This is a genomic window from Prosthecobacter fluviatilis, from assembly GCF_055388355.1.
The window spans coordinates 3,656,399-3,674,282 of sequence record NZ_AP043782.1 but is presented as its reverse complement, the minus strand read 5'-3'; the positions used below and the strand labels follow the sequence as shown (position 1 = coordinate 3,674,282).

Genomic DNA, 17,884 nt, shown 5'->3' with positions numbered 1-17,884 from the left:
ACTCACCCCTCCTTCTCCGCCTGGGCCCGCTTTGCCTCGGCACGGTGCTTGAGCACCTCAAAGACGATAGGCAGCACTGAGACGACGATGATGAGAACGAAGACCAGCTTGAGGTTGTTCTTGATGATCGGGATGCTGCCAAGGAAGTAGCCGGCGATGCTGAAGCTAAGCACCCATATGAGGCCGCCGCCGAGACTGTAGCAGAGGAAGCGGCGGTAGTCCATGCGGCCAAAACCGGCGGTGAAGGGGGCGAAGGTGCGCACGATGGGGACGAAGCGGGCGAGGATGATGGCCTTGCCGCCGTGTTTGACGAAGAAAGCCTCCGTTTTGGCCAGATAGTCGCGCTTGAACCAGCGCTGGTTGACGATCCAACCGCCCGCCTTGCGGCCGATCCAATAATTGAGGTTGTCACCGATGATGGCGGCACACATGAGCAGCGGGATGATGAGCTCAATGCGGATCAGACCCTGAGCGGAAAGGGCGCCCACAGCAAAGAGAAGGGAATCCCCCGGCAGGAAGGGCATGATCACCAGCCCTGTTTCGCAAAAGATGATCGCGAAGAGCAGCGCGTAAATCAGCGGACCATGATCCCTCGCAAAAATTTCCAGGTGCTTGTCGATGTGAAGGACGAAATCTATCATGGCTGAGGAATCTCCGGAATCAGAGCGGAGCGGCAAACGAAAACTCATGCCGATTCTGGCAGGCTCACAAAAAAGCCGGGGCTTGGCGCCCCGGCTCTGCTGGAATGAATCTGGTAATCTTGAGGAGTCTTACTTCAGCTCGGCAGTGACCACCTTTTTCCCTTCAATCTGGAGGCCGTCCACATTCTTGAATTTTTCCGCGACTTCTTCAGGGCTCAGTCCGACGTCGGCCGACTCCATGAAGCCGGCGAAGACGTCGGCGTTGTCCATGATCTTGTCGAACTGGATGTCCATGTAGCTGATGGTGCCGTCGTTCAGGTGAGTGGCGTTGGAGCTTGAGATGCCGTTGGCGCCCTTGACGGCCACCGCCACGCGCATGCCGGCAAACATGGGCTTCATCATTGCCATCTGGGATTTCATCATGGCCATTTCATCCGGGCTCTTTTTGGGCTTGGCCTCGCCGCCACCGCCCTTCTTTTTGTCGGCGTCAGGATTGGTGATGGAGAGGGTGGAGCCGCTCAGCGCGAAGGTCATCGGCTGGGTGGTGGATGGCTTGCCTTCCTGCTCAGGCTCAAAGGGGACATATTTCAGCTTGGACAGATCGGCGACGGCAAAGACCACTTTTACACCGCTTTTGCCATCGGGAGTTTTCACTTCCTCATGGGATTTGACGGTGACGCCTTCGCCGAGCTTCTTCGCACGTTCCTCGGCCTTCGCCTTGTCCATGACGAGTCCTTTGAGCTGGTCTCCCTGGCCGCCCTGCATCATCGCCGCCAGCTGGGCGCTCATGAGGACGCTCTCCTCGATGGTGGCTGTGCCGTCTTTGCTGACGATCACGGTGGACTTGATTTCGATGCAGGACGCCAGCATGCAAGCCAGGGCCGCGAGGAGGAGGGTTGAGATTTTCATGAGGGTGCAGAATAGGCGTGTGGAGTTTTCTTCTACAAGCGCAAAGACTGCTGCCGTGTGACATTTACCGTGACAGAACGGCAAGGATGCTGCTTGCCAAATGGTTCACTTTCTGAAACAAGTCAGGCATGGACTCCCATGAAGTGATCAGCAAGGCCGTCGAGCAAACCAGCTTCAAGGAGGTGGCGGCGCAGATGGGCGTCTCCCTTTCACTGGCCTACAAGTGGTCTCAGCCTGACGAGCAGCAGGGCAGCGGCACCTCCAACCCGCTCGACCGCGTGCGTCAGCTCTACGAAATCACGAAGGACCCCCAGCTCATCCAGTGGCTCTGCCACAAGGCAAACGGGGTCTTTGTGCAAAATCCCACCACGGGCGGGCCGCGCGGCATGGAGCTGATGCCCGCCACACAGGAGATCGTCCAGCAGTTTGCAGATCTCCTCACCGCCATCAGCAAGGCGGCGTCTGACAACCGCATCAACAAGGACGAGGCGGACCACATTCGCGGAGTGTGGGATGAGCTGAAACGTTTCACGGAAGGTTTCGTCCGCCTGTGTGAGAAGGGGGACTTTGCCCACCTCGCAGATGAGATCAAAACGCACCAGGGGCACAAATAACCAACCTGATTGTTGGACGCCATGGCCACCACCGGTCCGCTGCTGATCCGTCATGAAGGCCACACGCCGCGTGAACGCAGCACCTGTGGCTGGCGGGACCGTTTGATCAGCCGTGAAGATGAGGGCCTGTCCCCGGCGGCCTGGGCACATGCGGTGGACATTGATGGTGCGAAGCTCCACTACCACCGGCGCTCCACTGAGCTCTATTATGTGCTCGATGGCGAAGGCGTGGTCCTGCTGGATGGTGTCGAACAGCCTGTGACCAAAGGCTCCATGCTCCATATTCCGCCTAGTGTCGTACATGGGGCACGTGGCAAAATGCGTGTGCTTGTCATAGGCATCCCAGACATTGCTGATGACGACTATTTTGAAGTTGGCGAAGTGGCCCTGTAACTCCGGGTGGGGGTGGATTGAATCTTTCTCCCTGAGGTTTTTATGCCACTTTTTAGCAAAAGCTTCAGGTCTTTATAAAATCCATTGGACCAATAAACATTTATTATGTTTATTATTAACTGTATAGATTCAGTCCCCTTAACTTTATGAGCGAGAACGTAAGTAGCACCTTGGTGCCCGAGATCCGTGCAGTCCTTGCACAGCATGGTCGTTTCCCTGTGGAGAACCTTGCTGAGGGTGATGACCTTTACAATGCCGGTCTGACATCTTTGGCGACGGTCGCTGTGATGCTGGCTCTGGAAGACAAGTTCAATGTGGAGTTTCCAGACAATCTGATCGGCCGGCGCACTTTCAAGAGCATCGAATCCATCGCGGAAGCGATCACGAAGCTCGCCGCCTAGTCCTGGTGCCAGCGAGAGCACTCCGAGCGACAAACTCAAGACCCTAGCAGCCTGAACCCCCGCCCCATCCTGTGAGCACTCTTTGCAGCACCGAAGTGGATTTTGACCAACTTTTGAAGGAGGTGCATGCGCTGGGCAAATCTGTCCTCAGAGCCCATGCGGCAGATGTGGACCAAAAAGCGCGTTTTCCTGCCGAGTCGATCAATGCCATGCGCGAGGCACGCCTGCTGAGTGCGTATGTGCCCGAAGAATATGGCGGCATGGGCTTGAACCTGGTGCAGGTGGCGAAGATCTGCGAAACGCTGGGCCAGTACTGCGGCTCGTCGGCCATGATTTATGCGATGCATAAAATTCAGGTGGCGTGTGTGGTTCATCATGCCCAGAACTCCGAGTTCTTCCGCGATTACCTGCGGCAGCTGGCGGATGAGCAGCGGCTCATGGCCTCGGCGACGACGGAGATCGGTACGGGAGGCGACCTGCGCTCCAGCATTTGTGCGGTGGAAGTCACGGGGGATCAGTTCACCCTCACCAAGAAGGCGCCTGTGATTTCTTATGGCGAATTCGCGGACGAGATCCTGGTCACCTGCCGCAGCGCCCCGAACGCTCCGGCGAACGAGCAGCTGCATGTCATGGTGCGCAAAGGGGAATACAAGGCAGTGCCAATCTCGACCTGGGACACGATGGGCTTTCGGGGCACGTGCAGTTCGGGCTTTGAGCTGACGGCATCTGGCAGTGCGGAGCAGATCATTCCGCAGCCGTTCAATGAGATTCTGGGCCAGACGATGCATCCTTACTCCCACATCGTGTGGGGGGCGCTGTGGGCGGGCATCGCGATGGACGCGGTGAACCAGGCGCGCGCCTTTGTGCGTGCCGAAGCACGCAAGACACCCGGCGAAACCCCCATCTCAGCCATCCGCCTCGGCGAGGTGGACCAGGTGCTGCAGGTGATGCGGCACAATGTGGCGTCCATGGCCAGGGAGTATGACGAACTGCGCAGCCGAGACTGCCCAGGAGTGTTTGAAGAATTCGGCTTCTCCATCCGCACCAACAACCTGAAGCTGTCCAGCTCGCAGCAGTTCGTGGACATCGTGGGACGTGCCATGCTGATCTGCGGCATCTCAGGCTACCGCAACGACTCCAAGTTCAGCATCGCCCGTCATCTGCGGGATGCGTACGGCGCGGCGCTGATGGTGAACAATGACCGCATTTTGAAACTCAATGCCACGATGCTGATGGTCCACAAGGAAGGCTGATTATGATTTGTAGCTCAACCAACACTCTTCCCCTGACCGAAGCCTATCAGGCCTTCCTCGATGAAGTGACCCAGGCGGGGCTTCTGGTGCCGCTCGGCGTGCGCGGCGTCTATGGCTACAATGGCGTTTTTGAAGGAGTGCTGCAGGCTTTTGACCGCCTGGTCACGCGTCGCGCCGCTCACATCCAGGCGGATGTCATGCGCCTGCCTGGCGTGCTCAGTCGCGAGCACTACCTCAAGACCAGCCACATCGAAAACTTTCCCGATTTGATGGGCTCCGTTCACAGCTTCATGGGGCGTGACCGTGAACACATGGGCATGCTCTCCAAGCGTGAAAGCGGCGAGGAATGGACCCAGGATCTGGCTCCCAGCCAGCTGATGCTGACGCCTGCATGCTGCTACCCCTTGTACCCCACGGCCACTGGCACCCTGACCAGCGCCGGAAGGACGGTGGACCTGCTGTCACAGGTGTTCAGGCATGAGCCTTCGATCGACCCATGCCGCCTCCAGATTTTCCGCCAGCGCGAGTTTGTGCGCCTCGGCAGTGCCGAACAGGCGCTGGACCATCGCCGTCAGTGGATTGAGCTTGGACGCGACATTCTGGCGGAAGTGGGGCTCGCTGTGGAGATTGTGCTGGCCAACGATCCCTTCTTCGGTCGCGGTGGCCGTGTGATGGCTGCATCCCAAAAGGAGCAGGACTTGAAGCACGAGTTCACCTTCGCCGTGGCCACAGCCGAGAAGCCGACCGCCATCGCCTCGACCAACTGCCATATGGACTACTTCGGCAAGGCCTTCGACATCAAGCTGCCCAATGGCGAGGCTGCGCATTCGGCATGCATCGGCTTCGGCCTGGAGCGCATCACGCTGGCGCTGTTCAAGCATCATGGCTTTGATCCGGACTCCTGGCCGTATGAGGTGAAGAACGCCTTGGAACTATGAGCCGGCCGTTTCCAGCGCTTGACCCACAGACTTACGTCCGGCATCGCCTGCACACGCAGGAGCGCGAGTGGGCGGAGACAAACTGCTACGTGGATGTTTGGATCGAGGTGCTGCACGCCCGCGGCCTGGAGCCGATAGCGGCCCTGCCATTCACCTTGGGCATCGACTTCGAAGGGGATCAGTGGACGTTTTTCAAATACCAGCTGGCGGATCTGTATGACCTCTACGCGCTGGATGTGCAGGAGCTGGCCATCTACCGGCCGCTGACAGCCCATATTGAGGAGCAGCTCTCACTCGGAAGGCCGCTGCTCGTGGAGCTGGATTCATTTTACCTGCCTGACACCGCCGGCAGCGCCTACCAGCTTGAGCATGTGAAAACGACGGTGGCCATTGCGGAGATCGACATGGAGCGGCAGCGTCTGGGCTACTTCCATGCGCAGGGTTACTACCATCTGGAGGGAGATGATTTCGTGAACATCTTCCACCTGCGCGGCGAAAAAAATCCAGCCATCCTGCCACCCTACTGCGAGATTGTGAAGAACGCAGCCGCCCAGCCGCTGCAAGGTGAGGCGCTTCTGGATGCGTCACTCGTATTGCTGAAGCGCCAGCTCCAGCGCCTTCCGGTGGAAAATCCTTTTGTGAAATTCCGCGCGCGATTTGAGGCGGACATGCAGTGGCTCATCAACGAACCGATCACCACCTTCCACCAGTACTCGTTTGCCACGCTGCGCCAGTTTGGTTCCTGCTATGAACTGGCGGGGACTTACTTGAAGTGGCTGCAGGGCCAGGGAGTCGCGGGGCTGGACACAGCCATCGAGAGTGTGCTGGGGCTGTCTGCGAGTGCCAAAGCACTGCAGTTCCAGCTGGCACGTGCCATGGCGCGCAAAAAGCCGATCGATTTTACTCCGGTGGATCAGATGGCGGAGCGCTGGACTCTGGCGATGCAGCAGCTTAAGAGTGCGTTTCCCGCCTGACACGCCATGACCGACTCCGTGCACTTCGCCTCGTGGACATGCTGCTCGCAGGCTCCCGGAGCCTGCGCTGAACCAGTGTCGGTGAAAGGTGAGTGGTTTGCAGCGCAGGTGCCGGGCACTGTGGCCGGTGCTCTGTGTGCGAGTGGAAAATGGAACCACCAAAGCCCGCCCGAAATCGATGCGCAGGACTGGTGGTACCGCACGACCCTGACGGTGGCGCCTGTCTCAGTCGGCGAACCCTGCGTGCTGTGCTTCGACGGACTGGCCACACTGGCAGAGGTATGGCTCAACGGTGAGCGCATCCTGAGCACGGACAACATGTACCGCAGCCACCGGGTGAATGTCTCGCAGAAGCTGCGGTCGGAGAACGAGCTGGCGATATGCTTCCGCTCGGTCGCCGCTGATTTAAAAAAGCGGCGTCCGCGTCCGCGTTGGAAGACCAATCTTGTGAACAACCAGCAGCTTCGCTGGCTTCGCACCGGCCTGCTGGGGCGCATCCCCGGCTGGTCTCCGCCGGTGCCTGCCATCGGCCCATGGCGTGAGGTGAGGCTGGAACGCTCTGCGGTGCTGCTCAGCGACGTGCAGCGGACTGCCGTGCTCGATTGCGATGATGGTGTCGTATGTTTTCACGCGCGTGTGTCGTCGGCGCGGAAGGTTGTCTCTGCCCGTTTCCAAATGGGCGGGCATCAGGCTGAACTGAAGATCCTGGATGATTCGCTTCACGGTGAGCTGCGAGTGCCGAAGCCCGCGCTGTGGTGGCCGCACACGAATGGTGCTCAGACGCTGCATGCCGCGGCAGTCATTGTCGAGACTGACGGCGGAACCCATGAGTTCCCTCTGGAGCCGGTGGGCTTCCGTCGCATCGAGGTGAGCCATGAGCCCGGCTTTGCGCTGCACGTGAACGGGCAGCGCATTTATTGCCGTGGTGTGTGCTGGACGACGAATGACATTTTCAATCCTGGCAGTGCAGGGGAGTCTTTGAGGCATGATCTCACCCTGGCACGTGATGCGGGCATGAACATGCTGCGCATCGGCGGCACGATGAACTATGAGAGTGATGAGTTCTACCGCCTCTGCGATGAGCTGGGCATCCTGGTCTGGCAGGACTTCATGTTTGCCAACATGGACTACCCCGTCGAGGACGCTGCGTTCGCTGAAAACATCACGGCCGAGTCAAGGCAGCAGCTTGACCGGCTGGCGCAGCACCCCTGCGTGGCGGTCTATTGCGGCAGCAGCGAGATCGAGCAGCAGGCAGCGATGCTCGGAATGCCGCGTGAGCTCTGGCGCAACCGCTGGTTTGGCGAGCAGCTGCCGGCGCTGTGCGGCCAGCACCATCCGGGCACGGCTTATGTGCCATCATCGCCGAGCGGCGGTGTGCTGCCGTTTCATACGCGGACCGGAGTCACCCATTATTACGGCATCGGTGCCTATCTCCGTTCCCTGCATGAACTGCGGCAGGCGGATGTGAAGTTCACCACCGAGTGCCTGGGCTTTGCAAACATCCCGGAGCCTGATGCCATCGACGAGATCATGGGCGGGCTGGTGCCAGTGATGCACCACCCGCGCTGGAAGCAGCGTGTGCCTCGTGACACCGGTGCAGGCTGGGATTTTGAAGACGTCCGGGATCATTATCTAAAGGAGCTTTTCAGTGTTGACCCGGTGATGCTGCGCTCGTTTGACATGCCGCGTTATCTGGAGCTCAGCCGCGTGGCCTCAGGCGAGATGATGGCGCGTACCTTTGCCGAATGGCGCAGCGGGCACAGTCGCAATGCCGGTGCTTTGGTGTGGTTTTACAAGGATCTGTGGCCGGCTGCGGGCTGGGGCATCCTGGACAGCACGGGTGTTCCGAAAGCGGCCTACTACCAGCTCAGGCGCATGTGGCGTACGAGGCAGCTGACGCTCACAGACGAAGGTCTCGATGGCCTGCATGTGCATCTCAGCAACGAAACTGCGGAGTCCGTGGACGGCTTCATTGAGGTGCAGCTCCTGCGTGAGCCCAATGTCAGCGTGGCCCGGCATGAGTTTGCGCTGAAGCTGGGCCCGCAGTCGCAGCAGACGTGCAGTGTTGATGAGATCCTGGGGTCTTTTCATGATGTCAGCTACGCATACCGCTTCGGGCCGCAGACCCATCACGTGGTGGTCGCCACCTGGCTGAACGCGGCCCGTGAAGTGATCAGCGAGGCCTTTCATTTCACACGTGCGCGGGACCCTGAGGCGCAGCCGTTTGCCCCCGGGATGCTGAAAGCTGTGGCTGAGCCGCAGGGAGACGGCTGTTATCGGGTCACGCTGCAAAGCGAGCGCCTCCTGCATGGCGTGCGTCTTTCGGCCAAGGGCTTTCTGCCTGAGGACAACTATTTCCACCTCGTTCCCGACCGGGCAAAATCCGTGGTTTTCAGGCCAAGTTCCGGTGGTTGCTCGTTCAGGGCTTATGTTGAAGCCCTGAATTTGATGGGCGAGGTTTCTGTGGAACTGAGCTGCCCCACCCCTTGAAACCTCCCATGATTTCCCACGCCGATGATCCGTGCCCGTGTGCATCTGGGGAGATGGCACCGGTGGACCGGATCGAAAAAACAGCTTTTTACTTCAAGAGCAGCGGGCGGCCGTTGTTCGCGTGGCTGCACCGTGCTCCGGGTGGCGGCGACCACGGTGTGCTGATCTGTCCTCCGCTGGGGCATGAGCAGGTACATTCCCACCGCGCGCTGAGACATCTGGCGGACAAGCTGGCGGCACAGGGCTTTACCGTGATGCGTCCCGATTACCACGGCACCGGAGATTCGGACGGCGTGGTGGAAGATCCGCAACGGCTGGCCACCTGGCAGGCGAACGTGACTGATGCAGCCGAATGGCTGCGTGGTGTGGCCGGGTGCGGGAAGATCAGTCTTGTGGGCCTGCGCCTGGGGGCGGCGCTCGCGGCCCTGCATGCTGCCCAGCATGAAGTGGAGAGCCTGGTGCTGTGGCACCCCGTGGTGAAAGGGCGGCGCTACGTGCGTGAACTCGCCGCCCTGGCGCAGACGGCGCAAATGGCTGCGGCAGGCAACGGGGGCGACATTGAAGCCATGGGCTTTGTTTACACCCGCGAGCTGGCTGCTGATCTTGCCGAGATTGACCTGCTTGCCTGCGTGCCGCGTTGCCGGCATGTTCTGATCGCCACAAGTTCGGGCGATGGCGGGCTGCTGGACCACCTGGCCAAACATGGCGTGCCTGTGGAAGCCATCACTCCGGGCGGCTACAATGAAATGATGGCGGAACCTCATGACACGGTCGTCCCGCATGAGGCGCTTGAGGAAATTGCCGGGTGGCTCAAGGCCAAAGCGCCGCCGATGCGGGCGGCCAGTCCCATCCATGCATCGCTGCTGCAAAATGCCATGCAGACCGGAGGCTCCGCATTGGCGGATGAGAGCCTTCATCACATCAGCAGGGCACCGGATTTGTTCGGCATCATGTCAGAGCCTGCCGGGGGCGAGACGTCGCTGCCGTGGATTTTGATTCTCAATGCGGGTGCGGCTTACCGGATCGGCCCCGGACGGCTGCATGTGACGCTGGCGCGCCAGCTCGCGCAGATGGGTTATCCCAGCCTCCGCATCGACATCAATGGCATCGGTGACAGCGTGGCCGAGGATCCTGGGAAGGAAAATGACGCCTATGCTGCGACCGCCTTCCGGGACGTGGGCCTCGCATGCGACTACCTGCATGAGAAGAAGCCCGGCAGGCCCGTGGTTTTGATGGGGCTCTGCTCCGGTGCCTATGTGGCTTTTCAGTCTGCCGTGCAGCTGCCCGACTGCACCATCATGGAAAGCATCCTGATCAATCCCCTCGTCTTCTTTTGGAAAGAGGGGATGACCATCAATGATACCAGCATGGACCAGCTCGTGGCCTGGCGGGATTATGCCATAGCCATTTTCAAATGGAGCCACTGGAAGATGCTGCTGACGGGAAAAACACGCACAGGTTTCAGGGGATCCATCAAACGGTTTGCCGGCCACGCGAAGCCTTTGATTCAGAAGCTGGGCAGGAAGGTGCGGACGAGTCTGAAACCTCCTCAGCCAGTGCTGCAGGAAAAAGGCTGCGCGCATCCGGCCAGACAGGATCTGTCCGGAGATCTGCAGCGTGTGGTGACGGCCGGGCGCACACTGGCCATGTTTGTCTCGGACAATGATCCGGGTTATTTCCTGATGATGTATCAGGCACGCCGCAAGGCACGCCAGCTCATGAAGCAGGGCAGGCTGCAGTGCCGCTTCATCCACCAGGCGGATCACACTTTCTCCACCGCTGAGTCGCGCCAGACCTTTTATCTCTCTCTGGCGGATTACCTTCAGAAACGTTTTGGCGCCAGTCTCATCCAGGAACACGAGAGGCAGGATGAATGCGCAGTGCCAGCTGCAAAGATGAAGCTGTGACCGGAAGTGGTGGCACGGCGGCTTTTCTCACCTGCTTTACTTCAAGGGCGGAACGCGGAAGACCTTGCCTGTGTAGGGGCATTGTGAAAGCTGGCCCGCATTGAAGTCCCGCACGTCGATGAGACGTCCGCTGGGATCGAAGGGGCTCTTCACGACACCACGCTTGCCGGGGGCCCAGGTGGCGTATGGAATGTCTGCCGGATTCAGATCCTTTGCATGCGCTGCGTTCAGGGCGGGCTCCGTAGCTGCGGATGTGGCCGACATGGCAGGAGAGGGGGGCTGGGCTGTCGTCAGCCCCGCTTGCTGCAGTCCGGTATCTGCGGCCACGCTTCCCGAGGCTGGCGGTTTGTAGCGCTGCGCAGCCAGGTTCCAAAAGGCATCACGTGACGCAGCGCGAGGATCTTCCTTTGGAGCGTTTGCGGCAGCTGCTGGTGCACCTGCAGGCGGCGTGCCTGTTGCGGCGGGTGCCACACCTTCAGCGGCGATGGGGGCTCCCGCCGTCGCTGGTTGTGATTCCAAATTCCCTGGCAGGGCGGGGGCGGCCGCTGGGGGCTGCACGGGGTTTGTGGCTGAAGGAGGCGTATTTGCCGCCGTGCGAGGCCTGCTTTTCGAAGGAGCCCTCTTTGGCCCCTCACAAGACGCCAAGCCAAACGCGGTCAGGCACAAAAGTGCAACGGGGTAAAAGAAGCGGATCACGGCAGTAAGGGTGATTGCTGGCGCGGCCAACCAGCGCCAGATCTTTAGTGCACTGCGCTCATGCAAGCAAGCGTGAGAGGGACACAAAAAAGCCTGCAACTTTTTCAGCTGCAGGCTTTTTTGAAATTGGTTGCGGGAGTAGGATTTGAACCTACGACCTTCAGGTTATGAGCCTGACGAGCTACCGGGCTGCTCCATCCCGCGATTTGATGGGCAGCTAGAATCGGCTGTCTTGGAAGATTGGCAACCTGTTTTTCCAATACTTCGCATCTTGACCTGCAACATCGCCTGCGCCTTCTCGTTTGCTGCTTCCCGCATGAAAAACACTGCCATCACCCTTCTGCTCGCACTCGCGGGCTTCGCCGCCTCTGCCGCAGACAAACAGCCTGCCGCAGACAAGCCTTCGCCCATCGGTTACTCTGACACCCCGGTCATTCCTGGCACCCAATGGAAGGTGCACGACATTGACCGTCCACGGCCGGCTGCCGTGGCACCGAGTGAAAAGCCAGGCGGTGCGCCCTCAGATGCGATCGTGATTTTCGATGGCACCAACTCGGATGCCCTGCAGGCGAAGGAGAAGGACGCCAAGGGCAAGGAAACCGGCAAGCTGATTCCCTGCCCATGGCAGATCGACAGCGGTGTGATGATGATCTCCGGCGGTGACTGCTGGACCAAGCAGGAATTTGCCAGCTGCCAGCTGCACCTGGAGTGGATGAGCGAGCCCAATACGAAGGGCAATTCACAGAAAAAGGGCAACGCCGGGGTGTTTTTCATGGATCGCTATGAATCTCAAATGCTGGACTGTGACAACAACCCGACCTACGCCGACGGCATGACGGGCAGTGTTTACGGGCAGACGCCGCCCCTGGTGAATGCGGTGCGCCCGGCCGGTCAGTGGCAGGTTTATGACATTGTCTTCACCGCGCCCAAGCTGGAAAACGGCAAGGTGGTGGAGCCTGCTTACATCACGACGTTTGTGAATGGCATCTGTGTGCAGAACCACACGAAAATCATGGGGCCTACCAAGCACAAGAACATCACGGACTACAGCGGCGAGTTCCCCGAAAAGGCGCCGATCCGCATCCAGGATCACAAAAACGACCCTCCAGTGCGCATCCGTAACATCTGGATCCGGCCGCTCTGAGGCCGTCAGAGGTGGCACTCCACTCGACTCACAAGGCCGGAGGTTTTTCCTCCGGCCTTTTTGTTTTTTTGACTGGCTATGAACGAAAGTAAGGAAAGCGTAAAAATGATACGGTATTTATGATAATTTCATTGAAGTTAATAAACTGCGCCCTAAAGTATGAATATTCGTCGTAAATAATAAATTCCTATACCCGCCATGTTCGCCAGTTGCTTGTCGATTGAAGGACATAGCATTCATCAATACTTTGATTATGCCGCTCGCTTTCTACCCGCGCTCTATCAAAGCTGCTGCCTTGGTCGGCAGCGGGCTGGCGTCGTTTGCACGGACAAGACGTTCTGCCGAGGCCACGATACTGACCTTCCACGGGCTGAGTGAAAACACCTCTGACCGAGGCATTCTCGACTGGTCTCTGCATCTTCAGGCGGGCGTCTTTCGCAGCATTTGCGCCATGCTGGCAAAGGAGTACCACGTGATTTCGCTGGCGGATCTTGTCGAGGCCCGCACCCAGGGGTCGGGTCTTCCTGACAATTCTGTCATCATCACTTTTGACGATGGCTATGCCTCCAATTACGAGCTGGCCTATCCCATTCTGCGGGAGTTCGGACTGCACGCGACCATTTTTGTCACCACGGGTTTTCTTGATGCGGTGGAAATGTTTTGGTTTCAGCGTGCTGATCTCGCGCTCGGCCGCACCCGGAAAGAACTGCTCGACTGGAAGATCAACGGGAAAAGCCTCCGGCTGTACCTGGGCACTTATGAGCTTCGCCAGCAGTCGCTCGCGAAGCTGCTGCCTGAGCTCAAGGAACTGCCGGACGCAGATCTGCTCAGCGAAGTGGGCCGCCTGGAGAATGCGCTGGAGGTGACTGAGCCCTCATTTGATGACCTGCCCCAGGCCATGAGACCGATGACTTGGGAAATGGCCTGTGAAATGTCGCTGAGCGGGCATGTGGACATCGGGGGCCACACACATACGCATCCCATTCTGGCGCGTTGCGATGTCAGGGCAGTGCGGGCAGAAATCGCCACCTGCCGGGACCGCATACATGCTGAGATCGGCGAGCTGCCTTTTGCCTTTGCCTATCCCAATGGCGGCAGTGATGATTTCACGCGTGAAACACTCATGCTCGTGCGTGAGGCCGGTTTCAAGGCCGCATGCACGACCATCAGCGGCCGTGTTGACAGCACTGTGCCGATGCACCAGCTGCCACGCTACGGCTCGCCTGAGTCGGTGCTGGAGGCGAAAGCCACTGTGTCTGGTGCATTCGAAACACTCAAAGACTGGCGGCAGAGCTGCCGGAAGGCGATGTCGATGATATGAGGACGATCACGCTGGACACGACCAACACGCTGCAGCTGCCCATCCGGCAGACGGCACGTGCGTTCGTGGCGACGCACGCAATGCCTGCGCAAGCGTCCGACCAGCGTCCGGTGGTGCTGCATTTTGCCTACAGCATCGGTGGGGGAGGGGCGGAGGCGATGCTCATGAACCTGGCTGAATCTCTTGATCCGGCCCGGTTTCGCACCGTCGTGGTGGCTGTCAATGCCAGGCCCTGGAAGCATCAGCTCAGGCGCTTGCATGAAGCAGGGGTAAATGTACACGACCTCGAGAGCACCGCCTATCTCCATCCACGTACGCTCGCCAGACTGCATGCCGTGCTGCGCGCTGAGCGGCCGGATGTGGTGCAGACATGGACACACCATGCGGATCTTGTCGGCGGCTGGGCCGCACGGGCGGCGGGCGTGAGCAATGTTGTCTGGAGCATCCACTGCCGCGAAATTCACCGAAATCCCGGCGACAGTGACTTCAAGATGGCGCTCTTCCGCCGCATGCTGGCGGTGACTGCGCGCTGCATCCCGAAGCGCATCATTTCCTGCTCTGCCACTGCCATCGAAGACCATGAAGCCATCGGTTACCCGCGAGCCAAGATGCGCTGGATTCCCAACGGCATCAATGCAGAGCGTTTTCTGCCAGACACGGATGCCGGACTCGACACCCGGGCTGAGCTGGGGCTGCCTGCGGGTGTGCCCGTGATCGGTTACGTCGGGCGTTTCCATGAGATGAAGGATCTGGCCACTTTTTTGCGTGCAGCGGCCCTGCTCCAAAACCGTGTGCCCAAGGCCCATTTCGTTTTCTGCGGCGGGGTCGAGATCGAGCTGGGTGAGGTGGAGCGTGAGCTGCTGGCTCAGCTGCCACACCGGCAGCAGGTGCGGTTTGACTCTTTCCGCGCCGATCCATGGAAGCTGTATCCGGCGTTGGATGTGTTTTCACTTTCTTCGCGAACCGAGGCCTGCCCGATGACCATCATCGAGGCGATGTCCTGCGGTGTGCCGTGTGTCACCACAGATGTGGGCGACTGCGCTCGTCTGCTGGAAGGGGTCGGTCAGGTCGTGCCCATGCGTGACCCGGCTGCGCTGGCCGGTGCCTGGGAAAAAGCGCTGCAGCTCGGAGCGGCGGCTCGTGAAGACATCGCACGGATGTCCCGTCAGCGGGTGAATGAACATTTTACCATCGCCCACGCGGCACGGCAGTATGCAGAAACTTATGCAGAGCTCCTGGAGGTGAAGGCATGAAAGCGCTTCTTCTCTGCATGGCGCTGGTCTTTCCTGCAGCCGCCCAGCCGGTCAAAGTGGCGTTTTGTGATGGCATGACCCGCATTCCGCGTGAGGGGGCCGCGCCTGTCTCAGGCGCAAACATTCTTTACGCAGCACGGGGTGAGTGGGAGCCGCTGCAGATCATCATCACCGCCACACCAGAGCAGCTCAAATCCATGCGGGTGGTCGCCACCGGGATCGCCAAGAATGATTCTGATGCCCTGCTGCCTGCGCCGAAGGTGCTGCGCGAGCATTACGTGCGAGTGTCCAAATCCACACCGCGGGCGCCATTGCCAGCGGGGGATTATCCGGATGCGCTCGTGCCGCTCGACATGCCTCTGCAAGAGAGCCACGGTTCTGAGGTGGTGAACCAGCCATACTGGGTGGATGTTTTTGTGCCTTACACGGCTGCCCCGGGCGCATACACCGGCCAGGTGCGGTTCGAATTTGCCGATGGCCTGAAAGTCATCGCCTGTTACACGCTCAATGTCTGGGATTTTGACCTGCCGGTCGTGCCCCAGCTGCGCACGTCGATCATGACCACGGTGCGGCATGTGGCTCAGGTCCATGGGCTGGATTATCATGACAACGCGCCAACACCGCCGCATGCGGCATTGCTCGATGCCTACTACGACATACTGGCCGAGCATCGCCTGAGTGTGGACCAGATCTACGGCAGCTATCCCGACGCCGGCACTGGCAAGCTGGATGAAGAAAAAGCCGAGAAAGCGCTGCGAAAGCACCTGCTGCATCGTCATTGCAACAGCATTGGGCTGCCAATCTGGCCAAAATGGCCTTTTCAGGACCCCCTGGGTGCGGACCGTGAGGCTGCGATGAGCTATGTCGCGCAGTGGATGAAGCTGCTGGCCAAAATTCATTGTGAATCACGCGGGTACGTCATCATGGGAGACCTGGATGAGCCGAACGATGAAACGGCCTATGCCACGGTGCGCCGCTGGGGCGAGTTCTTCAATGAAGTGGAGAGGAAGCATGGCGTGCGTGTGCCGCTGCATGTCACCGAACAGCCGACGGCTGAAAAATCGGCGTGGGGTTCGCTGAACGGTGCGGTGGACATCTGGGTGCCGCATTTCAGCGAAGTGTGGAAGGACATGGAATGGGCCGGCGGGAGGCATGACATCGCCCTGCGTCGTCAGGCGGGTGAGGAAGTGTGGACCTACGCGGCGCTCGTCCAGATGCCGGTGGCGTGGGAGGAGCAGCACGGCAGGCCGCAGCAGCTCGGCAGCAGCTTTCCACCTGTGTGGGCAATCGACTATCCGCCCATGGCGCACCGCATTGTCGGCTGGTTGTTTCCGAAGCACGGCATCACCGGCTTCGACTACTGGGACACGATCTTTGCCGCCGAAGGCGTCGATGTCTGGCAGGATGCAGGCACCTTCAAAACACCTGATGGTGCGACTTACAACGGAGATGGCTCCTACATCTACCCTGCCACGGAAAAGCACCAGGGCCGCAACGCCCCGGTGGCCTCCATGCGTCTGAAGTGGCTGCGTGAAACGGCGGAAGACTATGACTACCTGATGCTGGCGCGCCAGATGGGCCTTGAGGACGAGGCGCGCCGCCTCACCGCCAGTTTTGCACGTGGGTTTGGCGACTGGGATGACAATCCAGGCAGGCTCCTGAATGCGCGCCAGCAACTGGGGGCGCTGATTGAAGCCGCGCAGCATCGCAAACAATCAGCCGCATTGCCGGCAGGAGGTGCAAAATGACTTCGCTGATGCTGGGCTCCAATCTGCGCCGCACCGCGCCCCATGCTGCTGCCGCTCCGCGTCGTGGTGTGCTGACGCTCGAGATCGTCCGTGATGAAGCGGGATTCCTCGCGCTGCAGCCTTTCTGGGATGTGCTGGTCGAAAAGATGGCCACGCGTTCGCCATTCGTCCGCTGGGACTGGATGAGCCTGTGGTGGGAAGAGTGTCGCAAAGAAGCGCGGCTGGCCATTGGCGTGCTTCGTGATGCCGCAGGTGTGCCGCAGGCGATCGCGCCGCTCATGCTCGCCTCTGAGCCGGATTCTGTGCGCAAGCATCTCGTGACACTGGCCTTTCTGGCAGGATTTGGAGAGGCGCACGGAGAGCGGCTGGACCTCATTGTGCCTGCCGGGCAGGAGGATGAACTCACGCCGCAGCTCTGTGGTGTGTTCAAACTGCTGATGCCGGAATGCGACAATGTCCGTCTCAATCACCTGCCGGAAGAATCTCCCAACAGACCGCATCTCCTCGCGGCTCTGCAGGAGTCGTTCAGCCATGCTGGCGTGCTGAACCGTCAGATTGGCCGGTACATCAACCTGCCTGCCTCCTGGGAGGAATACGAGGCGCGTCACAGCTCGAAATGGCGCAATCTGCTGCGCCGCTGCCGCAGGGCGTTCACGGCAGAGCATGCAGGCACTGCCAGCCATGCCGGCGAGCGCATGACCGTTGACGACACGATGAAGGAGTTCCGGGTGCTGCATGCCATGCAGTGGGCGGAAGGTGTCAGCAGCTTCACCACGGAAGCCTCCTGGCGCTTTCACCAGCGGCTGGCGGCGCGCTGGCTGCCGCAGCAGCGCGCATGGATGCCCATACTCGAAGCCGATGGCAAACTGGTCGCCGCCCTGTACGGCTTCGTCGAGCGTGAGGAGTTTTTCCAGTACCAGTCGGGCTGGGAGCGTGCACTGGCGAAGATTTCCCCGGGAAAACTGGTCATTCGCTGGACTGTGGACTGCTGCATCCAGCGAGGCCTGCGGGTGTTTGACATGCTGCCCAGCGACTACGAGTACAAACGGCAGTGGTGTGACGGAGAGCGCTGGCTGCTTGATCTCGAAGGCTTCAATCCCACCAGCTGGCGTTCCAGGGCATTCACGGCACTGCGCACAGTGCGCCGCTGGCTGCCACGGCGTTCTTCTTCAGCGGCGGCTCTTACCGCCGAGTAATTTTTT

16 protein-coding genes and 1 tRNA gene are annotated in these 17,884 nt (G+C 59.9%); 13 read left to right on the top strand and 4 right to left on the bottom strand.

Going from position 1 to position 17,884, the window contains the following annotated elements; translation table 11 throughout:
* Nucleotides 1-2: 2 nt before the first annotated feature.
* Both ACZ5WW_RS14280 and ACZ5WW_RS14275 read right to left on the bottom strand, forming a co-directional pair.
* Nucleotides 3-641: a DedA family protein gene (locus ACZ5WW_RS14280; RefSeq protein ID WP_377171996.1), complete on the bottom strand. Its 639-nt coding sequence runs from the start codon at nt 639-641 to the stop codon at nt 3-5.
* A 129-nt stretch (nt 642-770) separates the two neighbouring features.
* Complete coding sequence (locus ACZ5WW_RS14275) at nt 771-1,550, bottom strand: hypothetical protein (protein ID WP_377171998.1); 780 nt, start codon at nt 1,548-1,550, stop codon at nt 771-773.
* Between the two features lie 128 nt (nt 1,551-1,678).
* Here ACZ5WW_RS14275 and ACZ5WW_RS14270 point away from each other — a divergent pair, with 128 nt between their 5' ends.
* The 8 genes from ACZ5WW_RS14270 to ACZ5WW_RS14235 all read left to right on the top strand — a co-directional run bounded on the left by ACZ5WW_RS14270 (nt 1,679) and on the right by ACZ5WW_RS14235 (nt 10,520).
* Nucleotides 1,679-2,164: a phage regulatory CII family protein gene (locus ACZ5WW_RS14270; protein WP_377172000.1), complete on the top strand. Its 486-nt coding sequence runs from the start codon at nt 1,679-1,681 to the stop codon at nt 2,162-2,164.
* Between the two features lie 21 nt (nt 2,165-2,185).
* Nucleotides 2,186-2,557, top strand: coding sequence for a cupin domain-containing protein (locus ACZ5WW_RS14265; protein ID WP_377172002.1), 372 nt, complete (start codon nt 2,186-2,188; stop codon nt 2,555-2,557).
* Nucleotides 2,558-2,703: 146 nt separating this feature from the next.
* Complete coding sequence (locus ACZ5WW_RS14260; protein WP_377172004.1) at nt 2,704-2,958, top strand: acyl carrier protein; 255 nt, start codon at nt 2,704-2,706, stop codon at nt 2,956-2,958.
* 71 nt (nt 2,959-3,029) lie between these two features.
* The gene (locus ACZ5WW_RS14255) at nt 3,030-4,211 is read left to right on the top strand and encodes an acyl-CoA dehydrogenase family protein (RefSeq protein WP_377172006.1); all 1,182 of its coding nucleotides are present in this window, start codon (nt 3,030-3,032) and stop codon (nt 4,209-4,211) included.
* 2 nt (nt 4,212-4,213) lie between these two features.
* Nucleotides 4,214-5,149, top strand: coding sequence for an amino acid--[acyl-carrier-protein] ligase (locus ACZ5WW_RS14250; protein ID WP_377172008.1), 936 nt, complete (start codon nt 4,214-4,216; stop codon nt 5,147-5,149).
* Nucleotides 5,146-6,123, top strand: coding sequence for a DUF1839 family protein (locus ACZ5WW_RS14245; RefSeq protein ID WP_377172010.1), 978 nt, complete (start codon nt 5,146-5,148; stop codon nt 6,121-6,123). Before ACZ5WW_RS14250 ends, ACZ5WW_RS14245 begins: the two co-directional genes overlap by 4 nt.
* Before the next feature lie 6 nt (nt 6,124-6,129).
* Nucleotides 6,130-8,613 carry a glycoside hydrolase family 2 protein gene (locus ACZ5WW_RS14240; RefSeq protein WP_377172012.1) on the top strand — a complete coding sequence of 828 codons (2,484 nt, stop codon included), beginning with the start codon at nt 6,130-6,132 and terminating at the stop codon, nt 8,611-8,613.
* Nucleotides 8,614-8,621: 8 nt separating this feature from the next.
* A complete protein-coding gene (locus tag ACZ5WW_RS14235) occupies nt 8,622-10,520 on the top strand; it encodes a serine aminopeptidase domain-containing protein (protein WP_377172014.1) in 1,899 nt (632 codons plus the stop codon).
* A 36-nt stretch (nt 10,521-10,556) separates the two neighbouring features.
* Here the strand turns inward: ACZ5WW_RS14235 and ACZ5WW_RS14230 are convergent, their stop codons facing one another.
* Nucleotides 10,557-10,784, bottom strand: coding sequence for a hypothetical protein (locus ACZ5WW_RS14230; protein ID WP_377172016.1), 228 nt, complete (start codon nt 10,782-10,784; stop codon nt 10,557-10,559).
* 559 nt (nt 10,785-11,343) lie between these two features.
* Nucleotides 11,344-11,420, bottom strand: a tRNA-Met gene (locus ACZ5WW_RS14225).
* A 112-nt stretch (nt 11,421-11,532) separates the two neighbouring features.
* On the opposite strand from ACZ5WW_RS14225, the gene ACZ5WW_RS14220 reads away from it, so the two are divergent.
* The 5 genes from ACZ5WW_RS14220 to ACZ5WW_RS14200 all read left to right on the top strand — a co-directional run bounded on the left by ACZ5WW_RS14220 (nt 11,533) and on the right by ACZ5WW_RS14200 (nt 17,878).
* On the top strand, nt 11,533-12,360 hold the full coding sequence (locus tag ACZ5WW_RS14220; RefSeq protein WP_377172018.1) for a 3-keto-disaccharide hydrolase: 828 nt from the start codon (nt 11,533-11,535) through the stop codon (nt 12,358-12,360).
* Nucleotides 12,361-12,613: 253 nt separating this feature from the next.
* Nucleotides 12,614-13,681 carry a polysaccharide deacetylase family protein gene (locus ACZ5WW_RS14215; RefSeq protein ID WP_377172020.1) on the top strand — a complete coding sequence of 356 codons (1,068 nt, stop codon included), beginning with the start codon at nt 12,614-12,616 and terminating at the stop codon, nt 13,679-13,681.
* Nucleotides 13,678-14,934 carry a glycosyltransferase gene (locus tag ACZ5WW_RS14210; protein WP_377172022.1) on the top strand — a complete coding sequence of 419 codons (1,257 nt, stop codon included), beginning with the start codon at nt 13,678-13,680 and terminating at the stop codon, nt 14,932-14,934. The genes ACZ5WW_RS14215 and ACZ5WW_RS14210 overlap by 4 nt, the downstream gene beginning before the upstream one ends.
* Nucleotides 14,931-16,682 carry a DUF4091 domain-containing protein gene (locus tag ACZ5WW_RS14205; RefSeq protein ID WP_377172024.1) on the top strand — a complete coding sequence of 584 codons (1,752 nt, stop codon included), beginning with the start codon at nt 14,931-14,933 and terminating at the stop codon, nt 16,680-16,682. The genes ACZ5WW_RS14210 and ACZ5WW_RS14205 overlap by 4 nt, the downstream gene beginning before the upstream one ends.
* Complete coding sequence (locus ACZ5WW_RS14200; RefSeq protein ID WP_377172026.1) at nt 16,679-17,878, top strand: GNAT family N-acetyltransferase; 1,200 nt, start codon at nt 16,679-16,681, stop codon at nt 17,876-17,878. Before ACZ5WW_RS14205 ends, ACZ5WW_RS14200 begins: the two co-directional genes overlap by 4 nt.
* Nucleotides 17,879-17,884 lie beyond the last annotated feature (6 nt).